The following is a 25239-nucleotide window of genomic DNA, read 5'->3' as shown; positions in this document are numbered from 1 at the left end:
GCGTTTTCCCCGTATGCGCGGGGATGAGCCCTACGCCCTCTGCACCTATCGGAAAGTGCCCTGGTTTTCCCCGTATGCGCGGGGATGAGCCGCCGGGCGCGTACCTCGTCTTCATGCTCTTTAAGTTTTCCCCGTATGCGCGGGGATGAGCCAGCGTGTCAGGTGCCTTGCCATTCGGCAGTAGGCGTTTTCCCCGTATGCGCGGGGATGAGCCCCGAAATTGGGTGCTAAGGGCAGGGAGTTCGACGTTTTCCCCGTATGCGCGGGGATGAGCCCAACTCAGAATAAAACCCTGATTGACTCGGTGCGTTTTCCCCGTATGCGCGGGGATGAGCCCAGGCGCGCGCCTTCGCTGAGCGTGAGGCTCAGGTTTTCCCCGTATGCGCGGGGATGAGCCCATTTCACGCAGCTGGTCCCAGCTCACCGGCCCGTTTTCCCCGCATGCGCGGGGATAAATAGAGAGGTACCGGGCTGTGTACTTGCAGAAGTAGCTGGCGTGCGCCTAACCATTCATCCTCCGGTAGCTTTTGGCACCTCACCAATCCCGCGCCTCCTGCCCCTCGATGTCACCCCTAGTAAAAACCCCCGTTAAAAACACAGCCGGGGCCGTCTCGCACGCAGGCTCGAAAAGTGCGAGAATGGAGCAGAAAAGAAAACTACGAAAGAAGATACTTTCATGCTTATTCTCGTTGTGAACGCCGGTTCTTCCTCCCTGAAGTACCAGGTGCGTGACACCTCCCTGCCCGAGGCAGAGCAGATGCTGACCTCCGGCCTCGTCGAAAACATCGGCACCGACGTGCCCAACCACGAAGTCGCATTCGACATCATGTCTGAGAAGCTTGAGCCCGTCCTGGCAGGCCGTGAGCTGCAGGCAGTCGGCCACCGCGTGGTGCAGGGTGCAGAGAAGTTCACCCACCCCGCCCTGCTCACCGAGGAAGTTGTCCAGCAGATCGACGACCTCTCCCCGCTGGCACCGCTGCACAACCCCGCACACGCTCAGGGCATGCGCGCAGCAATGCACAAGTGGCCCTCCCTGCCGCAGGTTGCTATCTTCGACACCGCGTTCCACTCCACCATGCCTGAAGAAGCATGGCGCTACGCGATCCCCTACGACCTGGCTAACAAGTACAGCATCCGCCGCTACGGCTTCCACGGCACCAGCCACGAGTACGTCTCCCACGTTGCAGCTGACATGCTCGGCATTGCACGCGACGAGTTCAACGGCATCGTTGCTCACCTCGGTAACGGCGCGTCCGTAACCGCTGTGAAGGGCGGCAAGTCCGTCGACACCTCCATGGGCTACACCCCGCTGGCTGGCCTGATCATGGGTACCCGCTCCGGCGACATCGACCCCTCGGCACTGACCACCATCCTGATTCGTGAGGGCATTGACGGTGCACGCCTGGACACCATCCTGAACAAGGAGTCCGGTCTGCTCGCACTGGCTGGCTCCAACGACATGCGTAAGGTCGTTGAGGCCGCACAGTCCGGCGACGAGCGTGCACAGCTCGCACTGGACATGACCTCCTACCGCCTGATGAAGTACATTGGCGGCTACAACCTGGTTGTTGGCGGCGCGCAGGCACTGATCTTCACCGCTGGTATCGGTGAGAACTCCGGCGACTTCCGCAAGCTGGTCCTGGACCGCCTCGGCGCTCTCGGTATCAAGTACAACGAGGAAGAGAACGCTAAGCGTTCCCCCGAGCCGCGCGTGATTTCCACCGAGGATTCCGCTATCAAGGTGCTGGTCATCCCCACCAACGAGGAGAAGGCTATCGCTGAGGCTACCGAGGAACTCGTCAAGAGCCTCTAAGCCCCACGCACCCCGCCGTATAGGCGGTTGAATATAGGCAGTCCGCTGCAGTTCCCGTTCCGTACGGGTGTTGCAGCGGACTTGTTTTTGAACATCCGTTAGAGTAAATGCATATGATTCAACTCACTTTACAATGCAACATTACGCCAATGTAGTACGTATTACATATGTGTCATTCATCACATTGGAAACAAGAATGAAAGTTGATTAAAAATGTGGGCTTGGGTGTTGCATAAAGTGTAAATTTTTTGCTTGCTTGGGAAAGTTATGCAGGGGGGGGGTTGAGTGCATTGATTCGCAACATTCCAACATTGATGGAAGTTGAGGTTGAAGGTGAAAAAAGATTGATAATCCTAGATTAATTCTGTTAGGAATTTTTTATCGATCCAAGTTGTTGCACAATATGAAACAATAAATACAAATTTTTGTGATTCCATATAAAGCGTGTTCATATAACGAGTGTTCATCGAAAAGAACTGAAGCGGACTTATAGCCGCAAAAGAATTCTGAGAGCACACTCTGAACTGTACGTTAAACACATACTGCGATAACTTTTATATCTGTATATTTTATGCAGAAATAAAGTGGATCAATGTGCAAAACTCATTCCAATTGAGAGAGACTTGGTAATGGATATTCACTCGACTAAGAGCCACTCCGAACAAAGTGGAAAGCTGATGGGCCGTCGTACCCTGGTCAAGGGTGCAGCATGGGCAACGCCCGTTGTGGCAGCAACCGCCGTAGTGCCCGCCTACGCCGCATCCAAGAACCCTTGCGAATACGGCACCATCGTATCCGTGCCCTGGGGTGAACGTGCCAACCGTCGCCGCTACAAGGGTACCGTGAATGAAGAATACGAATGGGCAGTAATGCCCACCTCCAACTGCAGCCCCCAGCCGCAGACCTACTTCATCGACAACACCACCCCCGAAAATAAGCTTGCTTACCCCTGGGGTCGTTACGAGGGTGTGAGCGACTTCCCGCCGATTTACCCCCCGAACGGCAAGGACACCCCTGACTACACCTCCAAGGACGGCGTTGGTGGCGTTGGTGGCGGCGTTATCATCAACGTTCGTGTTGAGAACGTTGCAGGTGACGTCTCCTATGCACCGACCCCCACCGGTGCGGACCGTTTCGCATTCGGTGAGTCTGACGCAAACCGCAAGAACAACATGTACTACGCCGAAGGCTACAAGGGCAAGGGCGCAAACCCCCCGGTTGTTCGCCTCAACGACAACTACAAGGGCAGCCGCTCTACCTACATCGCTCACGGTAAGTACAACTACCTGCACTTCCCGGATGGTCCCCGTCCTCCCAAGGAAAACAGCCCCCTGTGGACTTACGCATACGGTAAGCACTACACGACTGCTGAAGGCCGCGACGGCTGGTCCTGGGACATTCAGGTGATGGCTAACATTACCCACCCCAATGCTGGTCAAGACGTTGTGTCGTACATGACCTACCTGCGTAAGCACACCTACGGTGACCCCGCGCATCAGTCGGCAAAGGTCATTCCGGTGCAGTACCGCGTTATTGTGACTTCCCCCTGGGGTACTGTCACTTATCTTTCGGCAGCTGTTTAATATCAGCTTCCATTAGGTCTGAATGGAGTAGTGACCCATTCGACCTACTTCAATCTTGGATTGAGATTTATATATTGTGATGTTTATTTGAGTATAAAGTTGATGGATTTTTAGTGTATTAGGGAGTGGTGTCCCTAATAAGTAGACGCTATTCTTCTGTCAACTTTTGGAGGGGCCGGGCCGCACCACGTGTGCGGAACCGGCCCCTCTGCATGCATCAATAGGGAGAAAAGCTAAGCATTGTATCTCTTGGCGGGCTATTGCAGGGAAGATGAGAAGTGGTGAGCGTTCCGTGAGAAAAAGCGCATTCACATTCACTAGTAAGTGCCCAAAAACGATAGAGTGGAATCAGATAACACTCGATACGAAGCGGACGAGACATGACTCAACCTCCTGAAAACCACCAGCAGCCCGGCGGGCAGTTCAACGCCCAGCCCGGCCAGCAGGCATTCCGTGCCCCCGGTGAGCCCCTCCCGCAGGACCTCTCCGCCGGCTGGCTCCCCGAAGACGAGCGCCAGAAGCCGGTCAGCCCCCTGCCCCAGCCGAAGCTCTTCGCCTACCAGTCGATGCTGCCGCCGAAGGTGCTGCACGCGCTGCGTCACCCCTCCGAAATTCCGTGGCTGGTCGCCGCCTACGCCGTCACCGCGGTCGGCTACATTGTGCTGTTCATGGCGCTGGCTGACCTGTTCAGCTCGATGATGCGTTACGTCTTCAGCTCAACCGGTGAAGGCTCGGTTCGCGTACCTTCCGGTAGCACCTCCGCAAGCCTGGAAGACCTGATTTTCCAGACGGTTGGTCTGCTCATCCTGGGCCCGATTGCCATCTTCATTGTTCGTGCAATCTACTACGCGCAGCAGCGTGTTCGCGGTGTGCGCATCACCCCGACCCAGTTCCCTGAGGCGTACCAGATGCTCGCCGAAGCAGCGGAGGCGGCAGGCCTGCGCCGCGTGCCGGATGCCTACGTTGTTCTCGGTAACGGCACCATGAACGCTTTCGCGGCAGGTCACGGCTTCCGCCGCTACATCTGCCTGTACTCTGACCTGTTCGAGATCGGTGGTAAGTCCCGTGACCCGCAGGCGTTGCGCTTCATTATTGGCCACGAGGTTGGCCACATCGCCGCAGGTCACGTCGGTTACTTCCGTCTGATTTTCACTACGCTGTTCAACCAGATTCCGGTGCTGTCGAGTGCACTGTCCCGCTCGCAGGAGTACACCGCCGACAACTTCGGCTACCGCTTCTGCCCCGAGGGTGCTGAGGGTGCTGTCAAGGTGCTTGCGGCAGGTAAGTACCTGAACAAGCAGGTTAACTTCGATGAGCTTGCCGACCGTGCCGTCACCGACCGCGGTCTTGCCGTCTGGTACGTGAATCTGCTGGCAAGCCACCCGATTCTCACCTGGCGTGCGCACGCGCTGCGTGACCGCACCCAGCCGGGCCGCCTGTTCTGGCGCCCGACGGAGAACCCGGTCAAGGACGCCGCACCGCGCGTTCCTGTCCTGATTCCGGCGTCTGAGCCGGTGCACATGTGGCCTGACCCGATTCAGTCCACCGAGTTCATGCGTGAACACCAGGACACCTGGGCAGACCACACCCTGGAAACCGTGGACGTGTACTCCAAGCCCGAGAACGCCCCCGCGTTCGATGCGAACTCTACGCTGTTCGCTGGCTGGCTCACCGAGCAGGCTCGTGCCTTCCACGGCCAGCGTTGGGATGCGTACGCTGCCGCCGGTGGCGTGCCGGCGCCGGGTGCTCCCGGTGGTCCGCAGATGCCCGCACCGGGTCAGCCTGCAACCAATCAGCCTGCCTACGGTCAGCAGCCCGGCTTCGGTCAGCCTCCCGCAGGCCAGAACAGTGCAACCCAGAACGGTGCAGGCCAGCCCGCACCTGAGCAGCCCTCTAATGGCCAGCCTTCCAGCGGTCAGTCTTCTAATGGTCAGTCTGCTCCCGAGCAGTACGGTTACGGCCAGTACGGTAGCGGCTCCTCTGAGGGTGGCTCGTACGGTTACGGCTTCGACGGCGATAAGAAGTAGCCAGTAGCCACCCGGGTGCGCTCTGAACGCCTCATCTGAGCCGCACAGCTCAATAACCTTCACGAACCCGTCGGGGTGCCTAGGCGCTCCGGCGGGTTCGGTTGTTAACCGCCTCCTGCACACTCCTAAGCTCTCCCTGCGTGACCCCCAGGTGAGAAGGGGCGCCCGCCACTGCATCCGCCGCATGCCGCAGGCATAGAATGGACAGCATGCTTTCATCACTTCGCTCTATCAAGCTCGACCCGCTGCTGACCATGCTCATTAGCGCGGTTATCCTCGCAATTATTGTGCCGGCGCGCGGCGACTTCGCCGACTGGTTCAGCACCGGAACGAAGTTCGCGGTCGCCCTGCTGTTCTACCTGTACGGCGCTCGCCTCTCCACCGCGGAGGCTATTCGCGGCCTGACCCACTGGCGTCTGCACCTGATGATTCTGAGCTGCACGTTCGTGCTGTTCCCCCTGGTCGGTTTGGCGCTTTCACCGCTACGTCTTGTGCTCGGTGATGGGTTGTACATGGGCATTCTGTTCTTGACCTTTGTGCCCTCGACCGTGCAGGCGTCGATTGCGTTCACCTCGATTGCCGGCGGTAACGTGGCGGCGGCGATTGTGAGCGCCTCGCTCTCTTCGATTGTGGGTGTGGTGGCGACCCCGCTGCTCGCCATGATGCTGATGAACACGGGCCATATTGAGTTCTCCGGAACGGTCTTCCTGGACATTGCCATTCAGCTGTTCCTGCCGTTTGTGCTCGGTCAGCTGACGCGCCGCTGGGTGGGGGAGTTCGCCAAGAAGCCGACCACCAAGTGGTTGGATAAGTTCTCGGTCATGATGATTGTGTATTCGGCGTTCTCTGCCTCGGTGGTGCAGGGTGTGTGGACGCGCGTGGCGTGGTGGCAGATTGTGCTGCTGGTCGTGCTCATGGCGATTATTGTGGTGTTCATGCTGTGGCTGACCGACCAGCTGGCTAAGCGCCTGGGGTTCAACCGTGCCGACCGCATTACGATTCAGTTCTGCGGTTCGAAGAAGTCGCTGGCGGCTGGCCTGCCGATGGCGATCATTATTTTTGGTGCGGGCTCGCTGGGTCTGATGATGCTGCCAATCATGATTTTCCATCAGGTTCAGTTGATGATTTGTACCTGGCTTGCGGGCCGCTATGCGCGCTTGGATGTGGTGGGTGCCGCCTCCGCGAAGGAAGTTCAGTAGGGGCTTGAACCCTATCTGCCGGGGTGCTCGGCGGGTGCTATTGGGGGCCTCTGAGCCTGTGAGATAAGCCTCTGATGAGGGGTTTTAATGGGGGACTTTGGGCCGTATCAATCGGTTTATGAAGTGATATGGCGCGCACTGCCAAAAATTCCCTGACTAGTGCATTTATGTGCAAAATGTGGTATTTGTACTGGTCAGTTGGGTTTTTGTGGGGTATGTGCACTCTATTGCATAAAAGTGACCGAGGAGACAATCAACACTATCGGGCGTTGAGCGGCGAAAAAGCCCCAAATTTGCCCTAGAATGTTTTGTCGTGGGTTAGACAGATTCGCATCCTGTATGCAAGAATTTATGACTCACATGGGAACGGTTGAGATTCACTCCCTCACACCGCCCACGAGCGTTGATGCAGCGGATTCACTCCCCGCCCGCATCCCACACCGGAAGAGACTCACTCACTCAACCGGAAGGAAGCTCAAAACCATTTATTCACTCAAACACAACTGGATACACTCAGCTTAATGACGCGCTTAGATTCTATCTATGCGCTAATCGCTGTTTGTATCCGCCAAGAAAGAGGACACTCCATGGCTACCATCATGAGCGTGAACGTATGCGATTCCAAGTACAACGCTGACCCCACCGGCGTACGAGATTCCACTAGTGCTATCCAGAAGGCTATCGATGATGTTGCTGCGCAGGGCGGCGGCTCTGTGGAGATTCCCGGCGGCATGTACCGCGTCTCCTACCCCTTCATCGAAATGAAGCACCGCGTCGAGATCTTCGGCCACGGTCAGGCAACCCGAATCGTCGCTTTCACCGACAAGAGCATCCCGTCGTCTAAGAACGGTAGCTACGAATGCACCGGCGTTTTCCACACCGGTAGCTACACCACCCCCATGAGCGGTGGCACCAACCAGAACAAGCCCATGCGTATGGGCGTGCGTGACCTGTTCATCCGCACCAACAAGTACAACCTGCCGCTGGATTCTAAGAGCAACCAGATTTTCCTGGAGAAGCACACCCAGCCCGTCGACAACGTTGCAGGCGTCATCTTCCACACCCGCATTGCGGACGCTAACCCCGGCGAGCCGGACGCAGTGCCCACCCTGTCCAACATCGAAATCTGGGACACCGCTATCGGCGTTGCAATCCTGGGCCTGGACGACCAGGGCATGAAGATTGACAAGATCCGCATCCGCCAGACCCTGCGCCAGGGCCTGCTGGTCGGCAAGCCTGTCGGCCACCCGCTGCGCCGCCGTGAGGGTGACACCCCCGGCGCGGCAGATAACAAGTTCTCCATGATTGACGTCTCTGATGCAAACATGAGCTTCGGCACCTACGCGGGTATCGAGATTTACACTTCTCAGTCCAAGTTCGAGGCGTCCACCAGCTGGTTCAACAAGCGCAACCAGGGTAAGAACGCCCTGTACGAGGTGAAGACCCGCCACGTGGGTGCAGGCTGGTTCATTCAGGGCACCCGTAACATGTTCATTGGCTGCACCGCCCAGGAGAACGCCGGTCACGGCTGGCTCGTGGAGTGGGGTAACAACCAGTTCATTGGTTGCCTGGGTGAGTCTTCGAGCTTCCAGGACGCTGTTACCGGCGCTGCTCGAGGTGACGAGGCGGCGAACTGGTACATTGGCCGTAACGCACGCGGTAGCCGTTTTGTGGCTCCTCGTTCGCACAACCCTTACAGCTGGGCGAAGGCTTCCCTGTACGGTTTCTACATTGAGAACAACATTCGCGATATGCACATTACGACTGCGTCCGCGAAGGATGACCGTATTGGTGAGAACAACATGATTGGCCGCCGTGTTCACGTGACCGGTGCTATGGGCGATAACGTGCTCATCGAGGTGGACCACATCCGCCACGCGACTTTCGCGCCGAAGCAGCTGGAGAAGCGCGGCAACGGCGTGTTCATGGGCTAACCCTCGCGGGTTAGGCTCTACGAGCTGAGGCTCGTGACCACAAAATCTTAAAACGCATACGCCTGAGGGGCGGGGAGTAATCCCCGCCCCTCAAGCGTTTAAATATTTTGTAAATTAGTAGACCCAGGTACCACCAGGGAGTTCTGTAAGGCTGTCAGGAGTAAATTTTTGGTATCGTAGCTTATCAATCTGCAAGATGACTTGGCTGCCAGGGCGCCCAGTCACACAGACCCTACGATTCTTCAGGTTGCTCTCGCTCATTCGCTCGTCAATGACTGAGCCACCAATAATTTGCAGGTCGTTCGTTCCACCCTCAATATAAAACCCATACAGTGAAGCATTGCGATCGTCTTTAGGGTTATGTGAGCGTGGAGCCACAAGCCGTAAACCCGTTGCTCCGTTCATAATGTACCAATTCGCGGCCTCCATCGGTTGTGCTTGACCTCCTACCGAAGCTCCCTGAAAGCTGGAGGACTCACCTAGACAGCCGATGAACTGGCTTTTACCGAGACGCAGAACCCAGCCGTGGCCCCCATTTTCCTGGGCGGTGCAACCAATGTACATGTTTCGTTCACCACGGTTGAGCCACCCAGCACCAGCATGAGCATTCTCAGGAGAGTAGATAGTGCTTTTAGGGAGGGTGCGGTGGTTATACCAGCTGCTGGAGAGTTCAAATTTCGTTTGGGAAGCGTACACCTCAATGCCAGCGTATACACCACCGGACTGATTTGTCCCAGAGACGTCAATCATGGAGAACTTATTGTCCGCACCATCAGCGTTCTGGTCTTTAGACTTTCGCAACGGATGACCAACAGGCTTGCCGACTAGTAAACCTTGACGGAGAGCCTTTCGGATACGGAGATCGTGCACCTTCATACCTTGGTCGTCTTTTCCGAGAATAGCTACTCCAATATCAGTACCCCAGATTTCAACGTTAGAAAGTAAAGGAACAGCATCAGGTTCATTTGAGGATTTATCTGGCATCTCAGTATGAAACAGGACTCCTACGACCTTGGGCATAAGAGGAGTCGTATGAAGCTCCTTCCAAAATGATCCATTAGGGTCTGAGAGAGACAGATTAGACGGGTTTGTACGGATAAATAAGTCTCGAACGCCCATACGCATAGGTTTGTTTTCACCCTTATTTGGGTTTGTCATAGGTACGCTATATGTTCCCGTGTGGAAAACCCCAGTTGTAAATTCAACGGTTTTCTCACCCGTGGCAATAATGCGGGTTGCCTGACCGTGCCCAAACACCTCTACACGATGCTTCAACTCAATGAAGGGGTAGGTGACACGATAAATACCACCAGGAATCTCCACTGAGCCACCGCCTCGTGCCGCTACATCATTAATAGCTTTTTGAATAGCGGCGGTGGAATCTTTAGCCCCCGTAGGGTCAGCGTCATAGTTAAGAACATTGACCGCCATAGGGCTTGTTTTCTCAGAGGCCATGAATCCTCAATTCAAGAAGTAGTGAGTGAATATATCTGCTAGTCAGCAGCTTATATGGGTAGTTTACTGCAATATCCGAGAAATCAATGGAGTATTTATGCACTTAGATATAAATTCATGTCATCCTCTACATGAGGGTTATTTTTTATAAATCCTAAAGGTGAGGATTATACTTTCACCTTTTAATCTCTGACAGGCAAAGATGCAAGTGACACATTGCCTACATACAACGGGGTTCAGATTCCTTAATGTGGTGCTAGTATTTAGCTGATTCACTCAACATGTCGTTCTCACATCACCGATTTCTGGAGAGTAACATGACCCCCCTCCCTCGCCCCCTCAAAGCATTGGGGGTAGCAGGCATTGCCGCATCCTTGATGCTGGCACCCCTCCCCGCACATGCGGAAGGGAACAACCTCTACCGCAACCCCAGTAAATTTTATACTGGCGCAGTTAGTGACTGTCTCCTGGATAAGCAATACGGACGCGGCCAGATAGCAGATATCTGGGCATATTGTAATGGCTTGATTTCTACAGGCGTTTACGAAATTCCCAATAGTTCTGCCAGCAGAATGGACGTTATCGCTGCTTTATACCGTCTAGCAGGATACCCTGAAGTCAAAAACCTACCTGAAGTATCCCCATACGCAGACGTGGAGACCTATGACCCAACCTACCCTCTTGCTATTTGGGCATCACGTGAGGGAATTACAAGTGGCTGGTCTGATGGCAAGTTCCATCCCAATGATTATGCAACTACCAGCACCGTCATCGCTTTCCTCTACCGTGCTGCCGGTAGCCCACAAAAGCTGTGGTACCGCACATGGGAACATTACAACTACGCAGCTAAAGATATTACCCCCATCGGAAAACCTTTCTGGAAAGAAACTTCCTGGTACACCGTAGCTATCGCTCCGTACCCCAAGGTACCCGTTAACGAAAACGAACCGGATAATCTCAAGACCGCTAAACCCACCACCATCCTTGACAGGAGGACGGTATATTCAATGATTCGAGATTTTCATACTTCCGGGTACCAGGTTGTCGGAACCCACAAATAAAATATGATGCATACGCCTGAGGGGCGGGGAGTAATCCCCGCCCCTCGGCGTTTAACCCGCACCCAAAACAGCCGAAAAACCGTAGAAAAACAGGGTAGGGGAGCAGGCATCACAGCGCCCGGTCATCGCCTCCACACGCCCAATGCGGTACCCTTGAGCAGGAGGCAGGTCTGCCGGTGCACAGACCCGCACACGTCAAAACACCCGCAGAAATGCGCCCAACACACCGCACCACACAAACTCAACACTGCACCCACGCAGCGCCGTACTCACTCAACACCGTATTCACCGCATACAGCCGTATTCACTCAATTCACTCACCCGCGCCGCCTTCAGCACCGAACGCGGTACCCATCGAAAGAATTGAGCCCCTCATGCCCGATACGCCCATGAGCATCAACGCCATCAACTACGGCGCAGACCCCACCGGTGCCAAAGACTCCACCGCAGCCATCCAGCGAGCCGTCGACGCTGTCGCCGCACGCGGCGGCGGATCCGTAGAACTCCCCCGCGGCATCTACCGCGTCTCCTACCCCTTCATCGACATCAAGCACCGTGTCGAAATCTTCGGCTACGGCTCCTCAACCGTCGTCATCGCGCACTCCGACCGCGCCATCCCCACCACCGCCAACGGCCACACCGAATACACCGGCGTGTTCCACGTCGGCAGCTACACCACCCCCGTCTACGGCAACTACAACGCCAACAAGCCCATGCGTATGGGCGTACGCAACCTGCACATCCGCACTAACGCCGCCAACACCCCCATCAGCAGCTACCCGCTCGATGCGCACACCACCCCGCTGAATAACGTCGCCGGCGTCATCTTCCACACCCACCTGACCGGCGACATGCTCAACGAACCGGACATCGTGCCCGTTATCGCCGGCGTGGAAGTCTGGGACACCGCCATCGGCGTTGCCGTGCTCGGCCTGGATGACCAGGGCATGAAAATTGACGACGTGACCATCCGCCGCACCCTCAACCAGGGCCTGCTGCTCGGCAAACCCGCCGGCCACCCCCGCCGCCCCAACGAAGGCCAGAACTCCGGCGCGGCAGACAACAAGCTGCGCGGTATCGACGTTGCCGAGGCGAATCTCAGCGGCGGCTCCTACGCCGGTATTGAGGTGTACGCGGCGCAGGCTAAGTTCGAGAACTGCTCCAGCAACAGCAACCACCGCACCAGCAACAAGAACGCCCTCTACGAGCCCGCCACCCGCCACGCTGGCGCAGGCTGGATCGTGCAGGGTGAACGCAACATGTTCATCGGCTGCACCGCACGCTCCAACGCGGGCCACGGCTGGCTCGTTGAGTGGGCGCACAACATCTTCATCGGATGCGAAGCGGAAGGCTCCAGCTGGGCTGGCACCGTCAGCGGCGCCGCCCGCGCCGACGAGGCCGCCAACTGGTACATCAGCCGTAACGCGCGCGGTACCCGCATGGTCGCGCCTGTCTCCTACAACCCCCCGGAGAAGCCCGCCTCCCTGTACGGCTTCTACATTGAAAACAAGATTTACGACCTGCGCATCACCGAAGGCACCGCCAAGGACGACCGCATCGGTGAGGGTAATATGCTCGGCCGCCGCGTGTACATTACTGGCGCAATTGGCGCAAACGTGGTCATTGAGGTTGAGGAACTGCGCCACTCCACCTCGCCCGCCGGTCAGCTCACCAAGGAAGCTTATAACGTGATGCGCGGCTAGTAGAGGCTAGTAGACACGCCCGAACCGGTCCAGGACTTTCCTGTGAATCGTGAGGGAGGCGCGTGTGCCCTAGTGGGCGCGTTATACCGCCACATGTCGGCTAAGAATCAGGGCAGCTGCGAATGGAATACATACCATTCGCAGCTGCTTTGTCGTTTAGAACAATGTTTAATTTTTAGTTGATAAAAGTCTCAATTAAATATTGAATAAAATATTAATATGTACTTTAAACTTTCTATGGCGGTGTAAAACAGTCCATTCACTGTGCACCACCATAGCCGTGCGACAGCATGCGCAACACGCACATCATTGGTACACATCAAAACCGCGTATCGCCGCACGTCAGCTCCTATTCATTGCCGCTTCTCACTATTCCTCAACGACCACTACCCTTCCCCTTTTCTTATTCGCTCCATTGGCGACCCCGCGGTCGACCCAAAAATCGGTTCCTTCCGGCCGGTTCCCAACCACAATTACATAAGGACAGCCCATGCTTCCGGTTATCTCCCGAGTCCTCACACCCACCACTCGCGCACGCCGCATCTTTGCACTCACTCTCGCGCTCGCCCTCGGTGCCCTGCCCGTAGGCACCTCCGCCATCGCCTCCCACCAGGCTGTAGCTCACGCCGCCGAACCTGCCGCAGCCAACGGCCTCATCAAACTTCACCAGCCCAAGGACGACCCCAGCTACGTCGAATGCGTCGCCAACTTCCTTGGCACCATGAGCGCCACCCCCGGCGTGTGGGCGGTCTGCCACGGCTACCTCGACAGCGAAGAATACACCGTCACCCGCCGCCACAGCAGCGCAACCGTCACCCGCGGCCAGCTCGTACGCATGCTCTACCGCATGGCGGGATTGCCGACCGTCAAGGACCTCCCGAAAACCTCGCCCTACAAGGACGTGCCCACCACCGACCCCAACTATGCTGCGTACATTTGGGCAGCGGATGCGGGCATCACCTCCGGCTGGGATGACGGGCTCTTCCACCCGGACGATTACGCCACCCGCCACACCCTCGCCGCGTTCCTGTATCGTGCCGCAGGTAGCCCCGATGGTGCCGCACGCCTGCGCCAGATTCGCCGTCCGCTACGTGCCGAAGTCAAGAAGACTGAGCAGTTCAAGGCTGAAAACCGCTGGGCAGCCCGCACGCTCGGCGCCTACCCCGAAGTGGACCGCGACAGTGACGGCGTGGCAGACGTGGTGAACCCTGCCAGCCCCCTGTACTTCTCCGATGCCCTGTACATGCTCAAGGCGTACGGTGATAAGGGCCTGAAGGTTGTGGGCACTCCCGCCGTTGACTAGGAAGCCGTTGACTAGGAAGCCGTTGACTAGGGGTAATACCGACTAGATGCAGTGCTGACTAGATGCAGTGCTGACTAGCGCATATATTCACCGCCCGCCGGTGCGACCCGAAGGTTGCGCAGGCGGGCGGTGCTCTGTTCCGGGTGCTGTGCTGTTCTGGCAGGTTGCGAGCGCCCGTGCCGCCGCGCAATCGCTTCCGTGCAATGAAAGGTGCATGCTCTGCACCCGCTAAGCTAGAAGGCATGAAGATTGCCACCTGGAACATCAACTCAATCCGCGCCCGTGAGAACCGCGTCGAAGACTGGCTCGACGAACACGACGTTGACGTGCTCGCCCTGCAAGAAACCAAAACCAAGGACGAAACCTTCCCCTTCGACCTCTTCGAATTCATGGGCTACGAGGTTGCGCACTTCGGCCTGAATCAGTGGAATGGCGTGGCAATCGCCTCCCGAGTTGGCCTCGAAGACGTGCAGCGCGGCTTCGATAATCAGCCGCACTTCGGTAAGACCGGCGAGCCCGAGGTGCTGGAGGCGCGCGCGATCGGTGCGACCTGCGGCGGCGTGCGCGTCTGGAGCCTCTACGTGCCCAACGGCCGCGGCCTGACCGACCCGCATATGGACTATAAGCTCCACTGGATGGAGGCGCTGTGCCAGAACGTGCACAACGAACTGGCTGCTAACCCGCAGTCGCAGCTTGCCCTGGTCGGTGACTGGAACGTCGCCCCCGAGGATGCCGACGTGTGGGATATAGACTACTTCCTGCGCAACGAAATGACCCACGTTTCCGAACCCGAACGCCGCGCTTTCGCCGCCCTACTCGAAGAGGGCATGGTGGACGTAGTACGCCCGCACACTCCGGGCGAGTACACCTACTGGGACTACCAGGCGGGCCGCTTCACCAAGGATGAGGGCATGCGCATTGACTTTCAGCTGTTCTCGCCCGCGCTCGCCGCACGCGTGGAACGTGCCTGGATCGATAAGGTGGAACGCGCCGGTGAAGGCGCAAGCGACCACACGCCGGTCGTGGTTGAGATTGCCGACTAATCCGAGCGTATAGCTTGCCGTAGAACCGCGTGCAGTAAGGAGGCGGGGGAGGGGTCCCCGCCTCCTTGCTGTATATGCCGGTGCTTCTGTCCTGTGTTTCTGCGCGCCTGCTCCTGGGTTTCTGCCAATATTTCGGGGTTTTCTGTGTGGCTTAGTTGAAAAGTTCGGCTAGCCGAACTATTGTTAAATTCCGCCCGGGACGACAGGCAAAAGCGCATTATGATGCCTGCGCAGACACAACCGTGTCCCTAGCGTCCCGGCGCGGCAAACTCCACACATCAACCACATACTCAAACCCGTGACTTCCAATGAAGGATACCTCATGAACGCTTTCACCCCCGCAGGCAGCAACGCACGCCGCCTCGTCCAGGCGCTCTGCGCCGCCCTCGCACTCACCCTGCTACTCGTGCTCACCGGCTGCGGTAGCACCTCCAGCACCACCGAAGGCGCTAAGAGCAGCAGCGGTAAGAAGACCGTGCTCACCACCTTCACCGTGCTCGCAGACATCGCCCGCAACGTGGCAGGCGACGACCTGAACGTTGAATCCCTCACCAAGCCCGGTGCAGAGATCCACGAGTACGAGCCCACCCCCTCCGACCTGAAGAAGGCGCACGCCGCCGACCTGGTGCTCGACAACGGCCTGAACCTCGAATCCTGGTTCGCGAAGTTCGTTGAAGAATCCCACGCTAAGCACGTGACCGTCTCCGAGGGGGTCACGCCCATCTCCATTACCGAGGACGCCTACGCGGGCAAGCCCAACCCCCACGCCTGGATGAGCCCCAGCAACGTACAGAAGTACGTGGACGTGATGATTCGCGAATTTAGTGCTCTCGACCCGAGCCACGCCGCCGACTACAAGACCCGCGGCGAAGCCTACAAGAAGCAGCTGCAGGGCGTGCGTGACGAGCTCGTCAAGGAAATCTCCACCCTGCCCGAGAACCAGCGCGCACTGGTCACCTGCGAAGGCGCCTTCTCCTACCTGGCGGCAGACGCGGGCCTGAAGGAAAAGTACATTTGGGCGGTCAACTCCGAACAGCAGGCGACCCCCTCGCAGATTTCCTCCGCGATCGACTACGTGCGCGAGAACCAGGTGCCCGCCGTGTTCTGCGAATCCACCGTCTCTGACAACCCGATGCGCCAGGTCGCAGACGCCACCGGCGCACGATTCGGCGGCGTGCTCTACGTGGACTCGCTCTCCGAGGCGAACGGCCCCGTGCCCACCTACCTGGACATGATCCGCTACGACGCACGCACCATCGTTGCGGGCCTCAAGGGCAACTCCTAAACCCGGCATAAACCCGGGCTAAACCAGGGTCAAATCCGACCTCGAAAACCCCGGGTAAACCCCAAACCCCCGATAGGATAGGAGGGGCGGTCGCCTTCTTGGCTTCGCTCCTCCCACGCCGTTAACACTCACTCACACAGCACCCGCCCACACGGCACCCACTCAGCAACACGCAAGCAAGTACACCCGCCCCACGCATACGGTGACCACCAGAAAGAACACAAGGAATGAGCACTCTTCTCAGCTGCGAAAATGTGCACGTGAACTACGGGCCAGTCCGCGCCCTCACCGGCGCATCCTTCACCCTGGACACCGGGCGTATCTGCGGCCTGATCGGCATGAACGGCTCCGGCAAATCCACCCTCTTCAAAGCCATCATGGGGGTCGTGCCCATGCACGCCGGTAGCATCACTCTCGACGGGCAGCCCGTCGGCGGTAACCGTGGCAGCCGCGGCAAGAACGCGCACCACCACCGCGCCGGACTCGTCAGCTACGTGCCGCAGAGCGAAGAAATCGACTGGACCTTCCCCATCTCCGTGCGCGAGGTCGTCAGCATGGGACGCTACCGCAACCTCGGCATCACCCGCCGCCTGCGTGCCGCAGACCGTGCCGCCGTGGATGAGGCACTCGCCCGCGTGGAACTGACCGACCTTGCCGACCGTCAGATTGGGGCGCTCTCGGGCGGTCAGCGTAAGCGCGCCTTCGTGGCACGCGCTATCGCCCAGGGCGCCCAGCTGCTGCTGCTGGATGAGCCTTTCGCCGGCGTGGACAAGCGCAGCGAGGCGATGCTCATTCAGGTCATCGAACAGCTGCGTGACGAGGGCGCGACCGTGCTGGTTTCCACGCACGACTTGGCGAGCCTGCGCCAGTTCGCCGACGAGGCGCTACTGCTACGCGGCGATATTCTGATGCACGACACCCCCGAGAAGGTGCTCGCCCCCGAGAACCTGGTGCGTGCCTTCGGCATGGAAGTGGACGCCGGCGCGTCGGTCGCTACCGGCGCTGCTACCTCCGGCACTACTACGATCAGCTCTGTGGAAGGGAAGAACTAAATGGACATCCTCAACTTTCTGGTGGAGCCGCTGACCCTGCCCTTCATGCTCCGCGCATTCGTGGTCACCGTGCTTGCCGCCGCCGTCTGCGCTCTGCTCTCCTGCTGGCTCGTGCTGCTCGGCTGGTCACTTATGGGGGATGCCATTTCGCACGCGGTGCTACCCGGTGTGGTGCTCGCCTATATTTTTGGTGCGCCCTTCGCAGTGGGTGCGGTGGTTGCCGCCCTCGTGGCGGTAACTCTTATCGGCGGGGTGCGGCGCAGCGGCCGCGTGCGCGAGGACGCCGCGATCGGCATCGTGTTCACGACCATGTTTGCGTTCGGTCTGGTGCTGATTTCGGTTACGCCGTCGAATACCGACCTGAACCATATTCTCTTCGGTAACGTGCTGGGCGTGTCCTGGTCGGACGTCTGGCAGGTCGCCATCCTCGCGGTGATTGTTGCCGCCGTGCTGCTGGTCAAGCGCCGCGACTTCGTGCTGTACGCCTTCGACCCGGGCTTTGCGCAGGCGGTGGGGTTGCGTCCGCGTCTGCTCGGCGCGCTGCTGCTCATTATGCTGGCGCTAACCTCCGTGGTGGCACTGCAGATCGTGGGTGTGGTGCTGGTCGTGGCGATGCTCGTCATCCCCGGCTCCACCGCGCGCCTCATCACGGACCGGTTCGTGCCGATGCTCGCGGTGAGCGTGGGAGTCTCCCTGGTGGGCACGCTGACCGGCTTGTACGCCAGCTACTACGCGGACGTATCCCCCGGTGGTGCCGTGGTCGTCACGCAGGGCATACTGTTCGCCCTGGCGTACGTATTCGCCCCGCGCTACGGTCTGCTGGGCAGGATGCGTGCCCGCCGACTCAGCACTGCTGCAACGAAAACTGAGCCCTCAGCTTCCTAAAACTAACTCAATACAGCGCTAGGCGGAGGCCCTTTACGGGACCTCCGCCTAGCGCTATTTTCTGAAATTCTAGGGTGCCTCTACCGCCCTGCGCCTAGCGCACCGTGCGGGACACGAACAGGGAGGCGGTCGCCTCCGCACCCAACGGAATAATGGTGCCGCCGGGCTTCACCGCGCCAGCCGCGTCCGTCTCGTGCAGGTTGCCGGAACCGGCACCGACCACGCTCACGTTCACCGCCTCCGAGAAGGGCGCACCCTCCTCAATGTGTAGGCGCACGCCGGGCACAAAACCGTGGCCCTGCAGGTAACGCAGCAGGCGCGGGTCATCATCGTTAATGCGTTCGAGCACGACTGTTTCGCCGGGTTCGCACTGGCTCAGCGGCACGGTCTGCGGAAAACTAATATGCCCCGAAGAGTCCGGGATCGGGTCGCCGTGCGGGTCGCGGGTCGGGTGCCCCAGCAGGGTGTCGATGCGGTCCACCATGAAGTCGGATACCGCGTGCTCCAGAACCTCCGCCTCGTCGTGCACACGGTCCCAGGTGTAGCCGAGCGTCTCCACGAGGAACGTCTCAATGAGGCGGTGGCGGCGAATCATCGCCAGCGCGTAGGAGCGGCCGGTTTCAGTGAGCCCAATAGCGCCGTAGGGCTGATGCTCGATCAGGTCGGCGGCGGCGAGGCGCTTGAGGCCGTCAGATACCGAAGAAATGCGCAGGCCCATGCGTTCTGCCAGGGCGGATGCGGTGGCAGGGGTTTTGGTCCATTCTTCGAGGCTCCAGATTTCCTTGAGGTAGTTCTGGGTGCTGACGGAAAGTTCTGAAAGAGGCATAAAGATAAGTCTACCTTTTCTCTGGTTTTGCCCGTCGAGCTACAGGGTATTCAGCGCGGGCTTAAAAAGCGTCCCGCCCGGACGGTTCACCCCTGGCAGGGGGTGACTATCACGGGCGGGATCAGGTGTTCGGTTCCGCGCTGGCAGCTACGAAAGGCTGGCAGGTACCAGGTACCAGGTACGAAAAGGCTGGCAGGCGCGAAAGAATGAGGGATGCGCGGCGGCGGTTAGGTGGCGCGGCGGCGCGAACGGTCAATACGGGTCAGCAGCTCGATGAGCGCACCGCGTGCCGCCTGCTCCTCATGCCAGAGGGAGCGGACGAGGGTGCGGCTGACCGCCTGGGTGGTGATGCCGAGTGCGGTTGCGGCGGCCTTCTGCTGGCCGCGTACGCCGGGTACGAGCAGGTTTACTACGCGCCATTCGGCGTCGGTGCGGTCGGCGCATACGCGGTAGAGCAGGCGTGCGGAGCCTGCGGCGAGGTCGGCGAGGTGGCGGTTGTCGGCGCTGACGCTGATGCAGCGTACGGGTGCGCCTCCTTGTGCTTCTTCGACGGCGAGGCGTGAGAATTCGAGGGCGTCGCCGGTGCAGTCGGTGGTGCTGACGGCGCCGAGTGCGCCTGCGAATCGGGGGATGTTGAGCTCGCCGATTCCGATGCCGACCCAGAAGCCGTTATCGCGCGCGGCAATGAGCGCCGCGTGGAGTGCGTCGCTGGCGCGGTCGAAGGCGCCCTGAATTTCATCAGGGTATGTCTGGGCGAAGGCAACACGCGGGTTGAGCTTTGCGAGTTCGTCCGACAGTGCAGTGAGTGAGTGCTGTGCGGAACGTTGAATAAAGGTTAGAACGAACACCTTCCTATTATGCCGTAAAACCTTCAACAAGCGGCGTAAGGTTCGCCGTAATACCGGCAACATTTAAACCCCTAAAAATGCGCATTGATAAGGGGAATTATCGTGAGCATGCACTGTGTGCAGAAATCCTCGAAAGGACGTAGAACACCCCCGAAAGGAAAATAATTTTCATGCAAGTGCACGTTGAATTATTCGCTTTCGGGGGCGTTGAGTGGAGTTGATAGACGGGGCTACCGCGGAACTACTGTGCGTTCGTTACCTGCGAGATATGCGGTAGCTGACGCAGCGGCTTCTGGAATACCATCACCACCAGCGACAGGAAAATGAACACCGCGTAGAACAGCGCCGTGTACGTAATACCCCAATCAACAATGAGGAAGCCTGCCAGCAGAACAGCCAGTGGGGTCAGCGCCATATTCGGGATGCCCTGCACCGAGTGCACGCGACCGATCATATGCTCCGGGGTGGACGCGTTAATGTACGCAATGATGCTCGAATTGAAGGAGGGGAGCACAATACCCGCCAGCACAATCAGCAGGCACACCGCCCACAGCATCGAATGAACCACCGGCAACAACAGGTAGCAGGCCGACATGATGGCCAGGGAGGTGATACCGAGCGGGCCGAGCGCAAACTTCTCGGTCAGCGGGCCGACCAGGAACGAACCGAGCAGCACGCCCACGCCGAAGGCGCTCGCGAAGATGCCGATGAAGAGCGGGTGTGCGCCCTCCAGAGTGTAGTAGTAGATGAAGGTGAGCGGAATGCCGACCGTTCCAAAGTTAGCAAGTGTTGAAACGAACGCAATGGACACCAGCACCTTGTTTTTCAGGATGTACTCGAAACCGGCTTTTGAATCCTGCCAGAAGCTGGTTTTCTCGCCTTCCTCCTCTTCCGCGGGCTGCCGACTAGCGCCGTAGGTCTTAGGTGCGACGATGAATGCCAGCAGGTTGACGACCGCGTGAACTGCGGTCATGAGCACGGTCGAGAAGCCGATAATGATGCCGGCGACCGGGCCGCCCAGCAGGTTAGCGGTGGACTCGCGCGTCTCACCCATACCGGAGGCGTACCCCAGGTGTTCCTTGGGGACTACACGGGTGATGATGGACTGTTCACTCGGGTAGTCAAAGGTGGAAATGATAGCGGCGAGAGAAATCGTGATCACCAAAACGTAAATGTTGGTGACATTGAAAACGAGGTAGAGAAGAATCGCTATCCAGGACAGTGACTGGCCGATACAGGACAGTGCCAGGCACTTTGAGGGGCCGATTCTGTCGACCCATGTTCCAGATACTGCTCCGGCGCAGGTGGCGAGAACACCCGCGACGAAGAGGGTGATACTCGCGGCCTCGGGGGAGCCGGTCAGCGCCAAAATAATGATGGGCGTGGTGATATAACTCATCGAGTCTGAGAGCTGGTTGGCTCCAATGGCGAAGAGAGTATTTCGAAAATCTCTATTCTTGAGTAGCTCGGTGTTGACACTCATGGGGGACCTCCACGATGGGGTTGGGTGTCGCGCGGCGTGCAGTCCGTCGTGCGTAGTTCATTGTGCGCAATTCGTAGCGCGCAATCGTATGAGTGAATATCCCGACAGTCGGCTGTGCCTGCCTGTATTCGTCTGTTTTCGCCTGTGCTCGCCGATCATGACGGGCCCGCCGATCATCACGGGGTGGTTGAGGATGCACGGGGCGGCTCATCGGGAACCCCCGCACAAGAAGTGTGTCGCGCGATACTTTAGATTCTATAAGAGATGTGAATCATATACATGAACGCTAGTTGAAAAACTTTCCTCATTTTGAGTATTGACATTAGGGTTAGGGTGACTACAATTCAGTCTTGGTGCTTCCGCCCAACCGAACCCTGAAATAACCCGATTGAACCCGATTGCGGGCGCACCAAAGACGCCCCCTCCCCGCAACGCAGCGGGCGGGGGAGTGTAGAAGAGCGCAGAATAAGGGCTGCACTAGGGGTGCTACTCCACCAGGCCCGCGAAGCCCGACAGAGCCAGCACCTCCTCAACATCCTGCGGCACCGAACGCGCCACCCATGGCGAATGCACCAACACCGCCTGCCACTGACCGCGCGACACCGCCACATTCAAACGATTCGGCGACAGCACAAACCCGGCACCGCGCCCAGAATCAACCCGCGACGACGCCAACGACACCAACACCACCGCAGCCTCCTGACCCTGGAACTTATCCACCGTGCCCACACGCACACCAGCACCCGAAGAATCCGCCAAACCAGTAGCAATCAGCGCCTCACGCACACAATCAACCTGCGCGTTATACGCCGCCACCACAATGCAATCCTCCGCCGCCAGAGGGCGCGGCTCAGCACCAGCCGCCGGAACCCACTCACGACCCAACAACTCGCGCACGCAATCCACCACCGCCTGCGCCTCCTGCACAGAACGCACCGAACAACCCGCATGCTCCACCGGATACGACACCACACCCGGCGCAACACCCCGCAGGGCGCGACCAGCCGTCGCCGCCGCGCTCGCCAATGCGCCATCATACGACAGCCACGAAACCCGCTCGCACAACGCCGAATCCATACGCCACGACTCACCCAAGAAATAGCCAAAACGAGGATCCAGCGCCGCCGCCCCATCAGACAACCAGCCCAGTGCCGAAACATCCACCGGGTACGGGTGCACACCCGTCGACACCTGCGGCAACTGCTGCGGATCACCCAACAGCAGCACCGAACGCGCCGCACGAGCCGCCGCCACCGTATTCGTCAGAGAGAACTGGCCCGCCTCATCAACCACCAGAACATCCAGCGACCCGGCAGGCACACGACGCTCACTCACGTAATCCCACACCGTACCGCCAAACAGCAGGCCGCCCGCACCAGAAATCAGCTCCACCAGCTCCGAATCAGACACCTCAGACCACGGGGCGTCCGGAGTCACCGACTTACCGCGCAGACGCACCGCACGCGAAACATCAAAACCATCACGGGCACAGCACGCCAACATGAGATTCTCAATCACCGCATGCGACTGAGCCACAACGCCCACCTTCGCGCCCTCAGCCACCAGACGCGCAATCACGTGCGAGGCGAGGAAGGTCTTACCCGCACCCGGAGGGCCCTGAACCGCCACATAGGAATGGTCGAGAGCGCGAACCGCCGCGTGCACGGCATCCACCGTGGGCAGGTCAGAGGCAGAAAAATCAACCTCACGAGGTAGATTTTCTGCATTTTTGGCGTTCGAGGTGCTCCTCTTCAGGCGCGGTGCGCGGCGGAACAGCAAATCCGCGGAGGCGCTCTCCACCCCCGTCAACGAAGCCGCCGCATCGAGCACGCTCGGCAGGGTGCTGGGGGAGGAGGGGGTATTGGAGGGCTTGGAATCCTCGCCGGGCACGGGGCCATTAAGCACGGGGTCGCTCGGCATGAGGGCGCCATCGAAAAGTAGCCCGTGCACATCGGCCTGCAGAGCCGCCTCAATCGTCGCCGTAGACACCGGATCGCCAGGACCAATACCCGAAGGCAGGGCACGGTGCGGCTCATCCTTCACGCGGATGCGCTCCTGCAGAAGCACCTCCAAGAACTCGCCGGTCGACTCTGCGCCAGCCTCTGCAACAGTCTCTTCGGGGTCCGCAGAATCCTCGGAACCGGCACCGAAACCGCCCTGCGCCACCGCCAGCACACGCAAGCCAAAGAAACCCGTCGCCGCCAACTCGGCGGGCACACGCTCACCCGGATTCGACGCACGGAAATAATTCACCTGCGACTCCATACGGTCCAGCGCAATCTGCGGGCTCACCCCCGTCTCATACGCACAAAAAACCGCACGGTCAGAGGGCGCAATCACCAGGCTCGGGTCAGCCTCAAGTCGCGCACGCAACAGGCGCACCTGCGCGCCGCGCACACGATACCAGCCGGGGGTGTCTTCAACCTCGGTGGGCTCCTTCATGGCGGCGGCAAGCGCCTCCAGGTCTGCGGAGGTGTTCAGAAGAGCATGCGCATGCTCCACCGAAAGCACCTGCACCCGGTCAAGGTACGCGTAATCGCGGCTCGCCACCCACGCCGTCGGGCCGTCCTCCAGGCGGCGAATGTGCTCCCGCCAGAACGGGGCGCGCTCACGGCGGTAGTAGTTCGTCATGGACAGCAGCATCGCCGCCTCAAGCTCGCCGGCACCCCAGCCGTGCTCCGCCGCGTGCTCCTCCAGGGATGCGAGCTGGGCATCTAGCAGGCACTGCAGGCGGTACTGTTCGCTGTCGTTCTCGACCGCGGCGGGCACCCGGTACATGACCGGGTGCTCCTCAGTTGCGGGGTCTTCGGCAGTGTCTTCAACGGCGTCTTCGGTGACGAGTTCCGGGGCTTCGGTCGCGAGGGCAAGAGATGCCGCCGCGTTCAGGCACGCCGGGCACTCGTCGCAGGTCAGAAAATAGGGGATGCGCTCGGCAAGTTCCGCCGGTTCTACACCCTCGTTCAGCGCCTCGGTGAGCAGCAGGAGGCGCTGCTCCTGCAGGCGAACCAGCGGCAGAATACGCGCCGAATCAACTCGGTGAGGTTGAGGAACGGGGGAGTGGTGCTCAGAGGGTTCCGATTCGGACCCCGCGCAGTACTCATTTGCGCCGTGCTCCAGATGAAGGTCGAGGCGCCTCACATTCTCGGCATTCTCGGTGCTCGCGGTTGCACTAGCGGTCAGCAGGTGAGCCGCCAGGGCACCGCGCAATAGCGCCCGATGCGCCGCCTCACTCAGATGCGGGGTGCAGACGATTCGGGCGGTATTGCTCTCGGCGGTGCTGTTCTCAGGCGAGTACTCCAGACGGTCGAGCTCCACCGTGTAGGTCAGTCCCGCCGCGGAGGTCGCCACCAGGGGCACCGGGCGCGGTGTGCCGCCCGAGTGCTCACCGCCGACTACTTCACCGCTGACTACTCCACTGCCGACCATGCCACCTTCGGTTAGTACTTGCAGGCACTCGCGGTACGCTTCGTGGGCGCGCTCGGACTTCTCGGGGGTCGGGTGGGCAGACTGCTTCTGCGCACGCTCCCGAAGCTCGGTGTAGAGCCGCAACTCGCAGGTGGAGGTGGCGGTCAGATCAGCGAGGGTGAAGGTAAGGTCCATGGTGACTTTTCTGCTGGAGGAGAGAGAAATAGGGCGGGAGTGAAACCCCGCCGTAGGGAGCGGGCGCGAGTCCCGGTTGAGGAGTCTATCGGCACCCCGTGCCCCCTCGCCCCGAGAGGTTGATTTTCAGGTTTCACGT

17 protein-coding genes and 1 CRISPR repeat array are annotated in these 25239 nt (G+C 59.2%); of the genes, 12 read left to right on the top strand and 5 right to left on the bottom strand.

The features are described 5' to 3' along the window. Window positions 1-2 precede the first annotated feature (2 nt). Window positions 3-458: a CRISPR direct-repeat array (repeat unit 28 nt; unit sequence GTTTTCCCCGTATGCGCGGGGATGAGCC). A 218-nt stretch (window positions 459-676) separates the two neighbouring features. From HMPREF2836_RS08385 to HMPREF2836_RS08365, 5 genes are all read left to right on the top strand, one after another. Beyond that, complete coding sequence (locus HMPREF2836_RS08385) at window positions 677-1813, top strand: acetate/propionate family kinase (RefSeq protein ID WP_070630072.1); 1137 nt, start codon at window positions 677-679, stop codon at window positions 1811-1813. Between the two features lie 629 nt (window positions 1814-2442). After that, complete coding sequence (locus HMPREF2836_RS08380) at window positions 2443-3396, top strand: hypothetical protein (protein WP_005507657.1); 954 nt, start codon at window positions 2443-2445, stop codon at window positions 3394-3396. Between the two features lie 380 nt (window positions 3397-3776). Continuing rightward, window positions 3777-5423 carry a M48 family metallopeptidase gene (locus HMPREF2836_RS08375; RefSeq protein ID WP_070630071.1) on the top strand — a complete coding sequence of 549 codons (1647 nt, stop codon included), beginning with the start codon at window positions 3777-3779 and terminating at the stop codon, window positions 5421-5423. 200 nt (window positions 5424-5623) lie between these two features. After that, entirely contained in the window at window positions 5624-6622 is a 999-nt protein-coding gene (locus tag HMPREF2836_RS08370; protein ID WP_012902746.1) for a bile acid:sodium symporter family protein, read from the top strand. Between the two features lie 587 nt (window positions 6623-7209). Next, window positions 7210-8556 carry a glycosyl hydrolase family 28-related protein gene (locus HMPREF2836_RS08365; RefSeq protein ID WP_070616277.1) on the top strand — a complete coding sequence of 449 codons (1347 nt, stop codon included), beginning with the start codon at window positions 7210-7212 and terminating at the stop codon, window positions 8554-8556. 114 nt (window positions 8557-8670) lie between these two features. On the opposite strand, the gene HMPREF2836_RS08360 is transcribed toward HMPREF2836_RS08365, so the two are convergent. Further along, the gene (locus tag HMPREF2836_RS08360) at window positions 8671-10011 is read right to left on the bottom strand and encodes a glycosyl hydrolase family 28-related protein (protein ID WP_070630070.1); all 1341 of its coding nucleotides are present in this window, start codon (window positions 10009-10011) and stop codon (window positions 8671-8673) included. Between the two features lie 317 nt (window positions 10012-10328). Here HMPREF2836_RS08360 and HMPREF2836_RS08355 point away from each other — a divergent pair, with 317 nt between their 5' ends. The 7 genes from HMPREF2836_RS08355 (at window position 10329) to HMPREF2836_RS08325 (ending at window position 18343) form a co-directional block, all read left to right on the top strand. Next, window positions 10329-11072: an S-layer homology domain-containing protein gene (locus HMPREF2836_RS08355; RefSeq protein ID WP_060824202.1), complete on the top strand. Its 744-nt coding sequence runs from the start codon at window positions 10329-10331 to the stop codon at window positions 11070-11072. A 374-nt stretch (window positions 11073-11446) separates the two neighbouring features. Beyond that, complete coding sequence (locus HMPREF2836_RS08350) at window positions 11447-12775, top strand: glycosyl hydrolase family 28-related protein (RefSeq protein WP_070616279.1); 1329 nt, start codon at window positions 11447-11449, stop codon at window positions 12773-12775. Window positions 12776-13265: 490 nt separating this feature from the next. Next, complete coding sequence (locus tag HMPREF2836_RS08345) at window positions 13266-14078, top strand: S-layer homology domain-containing protein (RefSeq protein ID WP_070630069.1); 813 nt, start codon at window positions 13266-13268, stop codon at window positions 14076-14078. A gap of 242 nt (window positions 14079-14320) precedes the next feature. Continuing rightward, window positions 14321-15121, top strand: a complete 801-nt coding sequence (locus tag HMPREF2836_RS08340) for an exodeoxyribonuclease III (RefSeq protein ID WP_049337791.1) — start codon at window positions 14321-14323, stop codon at window positions 15119-15121. A 322-nt stretch (window positions 15122-15443) separates the two neighbouring features. Beyond that, on the top strand, window positions 15444-16406 hold the full coding sequence (locus tag HMPREF2836_RS08335) for a metal ABC transporter substrate-binding protein (RefSeq protein WP_070630068.1): 963 nt from the start codon (window positions 15444-15446) through the stop codon (window positions 16404-16406). A gap of 227 nt (window positions 16407-16633) precedes the next feature. After that, a complete protein-coding gene (locus tag HMPREF2836_RS08330) occupies window positions 16634-17458 on the top strand; it encodes a metal ABC transporter ATP-binding protein (RefSeq protein WP_049346251.1) in 825 nt (274 codons plus the stop codon). After that, a complete protein-coding gene (locus HMPREF2836_RS08325; protein WP_049346253.1) occupies window positions 17459-18343 on the top strand; it encodes a metal ABC transporter permease in 885 nt (294 codons plus the stop codon). It begins immediately after the preceding gene. Between the two features lie 94 nt (window positions 18344-18437). Here HMPREF2836_RS08325 and HMPREF2836_RS08320 read toward each other — a convergent pair whose 3' ends face one another. The 4 genes from HMPREF2836_RS08320 to HMPREF2836_RS08305 form a co-directional block, all read right to left on the bottom strand. Next, a complete protein-coding gene (locus HMPREF2836_RS08320; RefSeq protein WP_070630067.1) occupies window positions 18438-19169 on the bottom strand; it encodes a metal-dependent transcriptional regulator in 732 nt (243 codons plus the stop codon). 227 nt (window positions 19170-19396) lie between these two features. Then, window positions 19397-20017 (bottom strand): hypothetical protein, encoded by a 621-nt coding sequence (locus tag HMPREF2836_RS08315; protein ID WP_005507641.1) that lies wholly within the window; start codon window positions 20015-20017, stop codon window positions 19397-19399. A 241-nt stretch (window positions 20018-20258) separates the two neighbouring features. Continuing rightward, a complete protein-coding gene (locus HMPREF2836_RS08310) occupies window positions 20259-21500 on the bottom strand; it encodes an MFS transporter (RefSeq protein WP_070630066.1) in 1242 nt (413 codons plus the stop codon). Between the two features lie 486 nt (window positions 21501-21986). Further along, window positions 21987-25100, bottom strand: coding sequence for a DEAD/DEAH box helicase (locus tag HMPREF2836_RS08305; RefSeq protein ID WP_070630065.1), 3114 nt, complete (start codon window positions 25098-25100; stop codon window positions 21987-21989). Window positions 25101-25239 lie beyond the last annotated feature (139 nt).

The organism is Rothia sp. HMSC065C12, from assembly GCF_001812085.1.
Lineage (GTDB): Bacteria > Actinomycetota > Actinomycetes > Actinomycetales > Micrococcaceae > Rothia > Rothia mucilaginosa.
Note: the sequence above shows the minus strand (reverse complement) of the source record. Positions and strands in the feature narration are given on the sequence as shown.

Coding starts and splice junctions, on each gene's coding strand:
- HMPREF2836_RS08310 (WP_070630066.1), bottom strand. CDS start 21,500: ATGAGTGTCAACACCGAGCTACTCAAGAATAGAGATTTTCGAAATACT.
- HMPREF2836_RS08360 (WP_070630070.1), bottom strand. CDS start 10,011: ATGGCCTCTGAGAAAACAAGCCCTATGGCGGTCAATGTTCTTAACTAT.
- HMPREF2836_RS08345 (WP_070630069.1), top strand. CDS start 13,266: ATGCTTCCGGTTATCTCCCGAGTCCTCACACCCACCACTCGCGCACGC.
- HMPREF2836_RS08370 (WP_012902746.1), top strand. CDS start 5,624: ATGGACAGCATGCTTTCATCACTTCGCTCTATCAAGCTCGACCCGCTG.
- HMPREF2836_RS08365 (WP_070616277.1), top strand. CDS start 7,210: ATGGCTACCATCATGAGCGTGAACGTATGCGATTCCAAGTACAACGCT.
- HMPREF2836_RS08385 (WP_070630072.1), top strand. CDS start 677: ATGCTTATTCTCGTTGTGAACGCCGGTTCTTCCTCCCTGAAGTACCAG.
- HMPREF2836_RS08355 (WP_060824202.1), top strand. CDS start 10,329: ATGACCCCCCTCCCTCGCCCCCTCAAAGCATTGGGGGTAGCAGGCATT.
- HMPREF2836_RS08305 (WP_070630065.1), bottom strand. CDS start 25,100: ATGGACCTTACCTTCACCCTCGCTGATCTGACCGCCACCTCCACCTGC.
- HMPREF2836_RS08375 (WP_070630071.1), top strand. CDS start 3,777: ATGACTCAACCTCCTGAAAACCACCAGCAGCCCGGCGGGCAGTTCAAC.
- HMPREF2836_RS08330 (WP_049346251.1), top strand. CDS start 16,634: ATGAGCACTCTTCTCAGCTGCGAAAATGTGCACGTGAACTACGGGCCA.
- HMPREF2836_RS08350 (WP_070616279.1), top strand. CDS start 11,447: ATGCCCGATACGCCCATGAGCATCAACGCCATCAACTACGGCGCAGAC.
- HMPREF2836_RS08335 (WP_070630068.1), top strand. CDS start 15,444: ATGAACGCTTTCACCCCCGCAGGCAGCAACGCACGCCGCCTCGTCCAG.
- HMPREF2836_RS08380 (WP_005507657.1), top strand. CDS start 2,443: ATGGATATTCACTCGACTAAGAGCCACTCCGAACAAAGTGGAAAGCTG.
- HMPREF2836_RS08340 (WP_049337791.1), top strand. CDS start 14,321: ATGAAGATTGCCACCTGGAACATCAACTCAATCCGCGCCCGTGAGAAC.
- HMPREF2836_RS08320 (WP_070630067.1), bottom strand. CDS start 19,169: ATGCCTCTTTCAGAACTTTCCGTCAGCACCCAGAACTACCTCAAGGAA.
- HMPREF2836_RS08325 (WP_049346253.1), top strand. CDS start 17,459: ATGGACATCCTCAACTTTCTGGTGGAGCCGCTGACCCTGCCCTTCATG.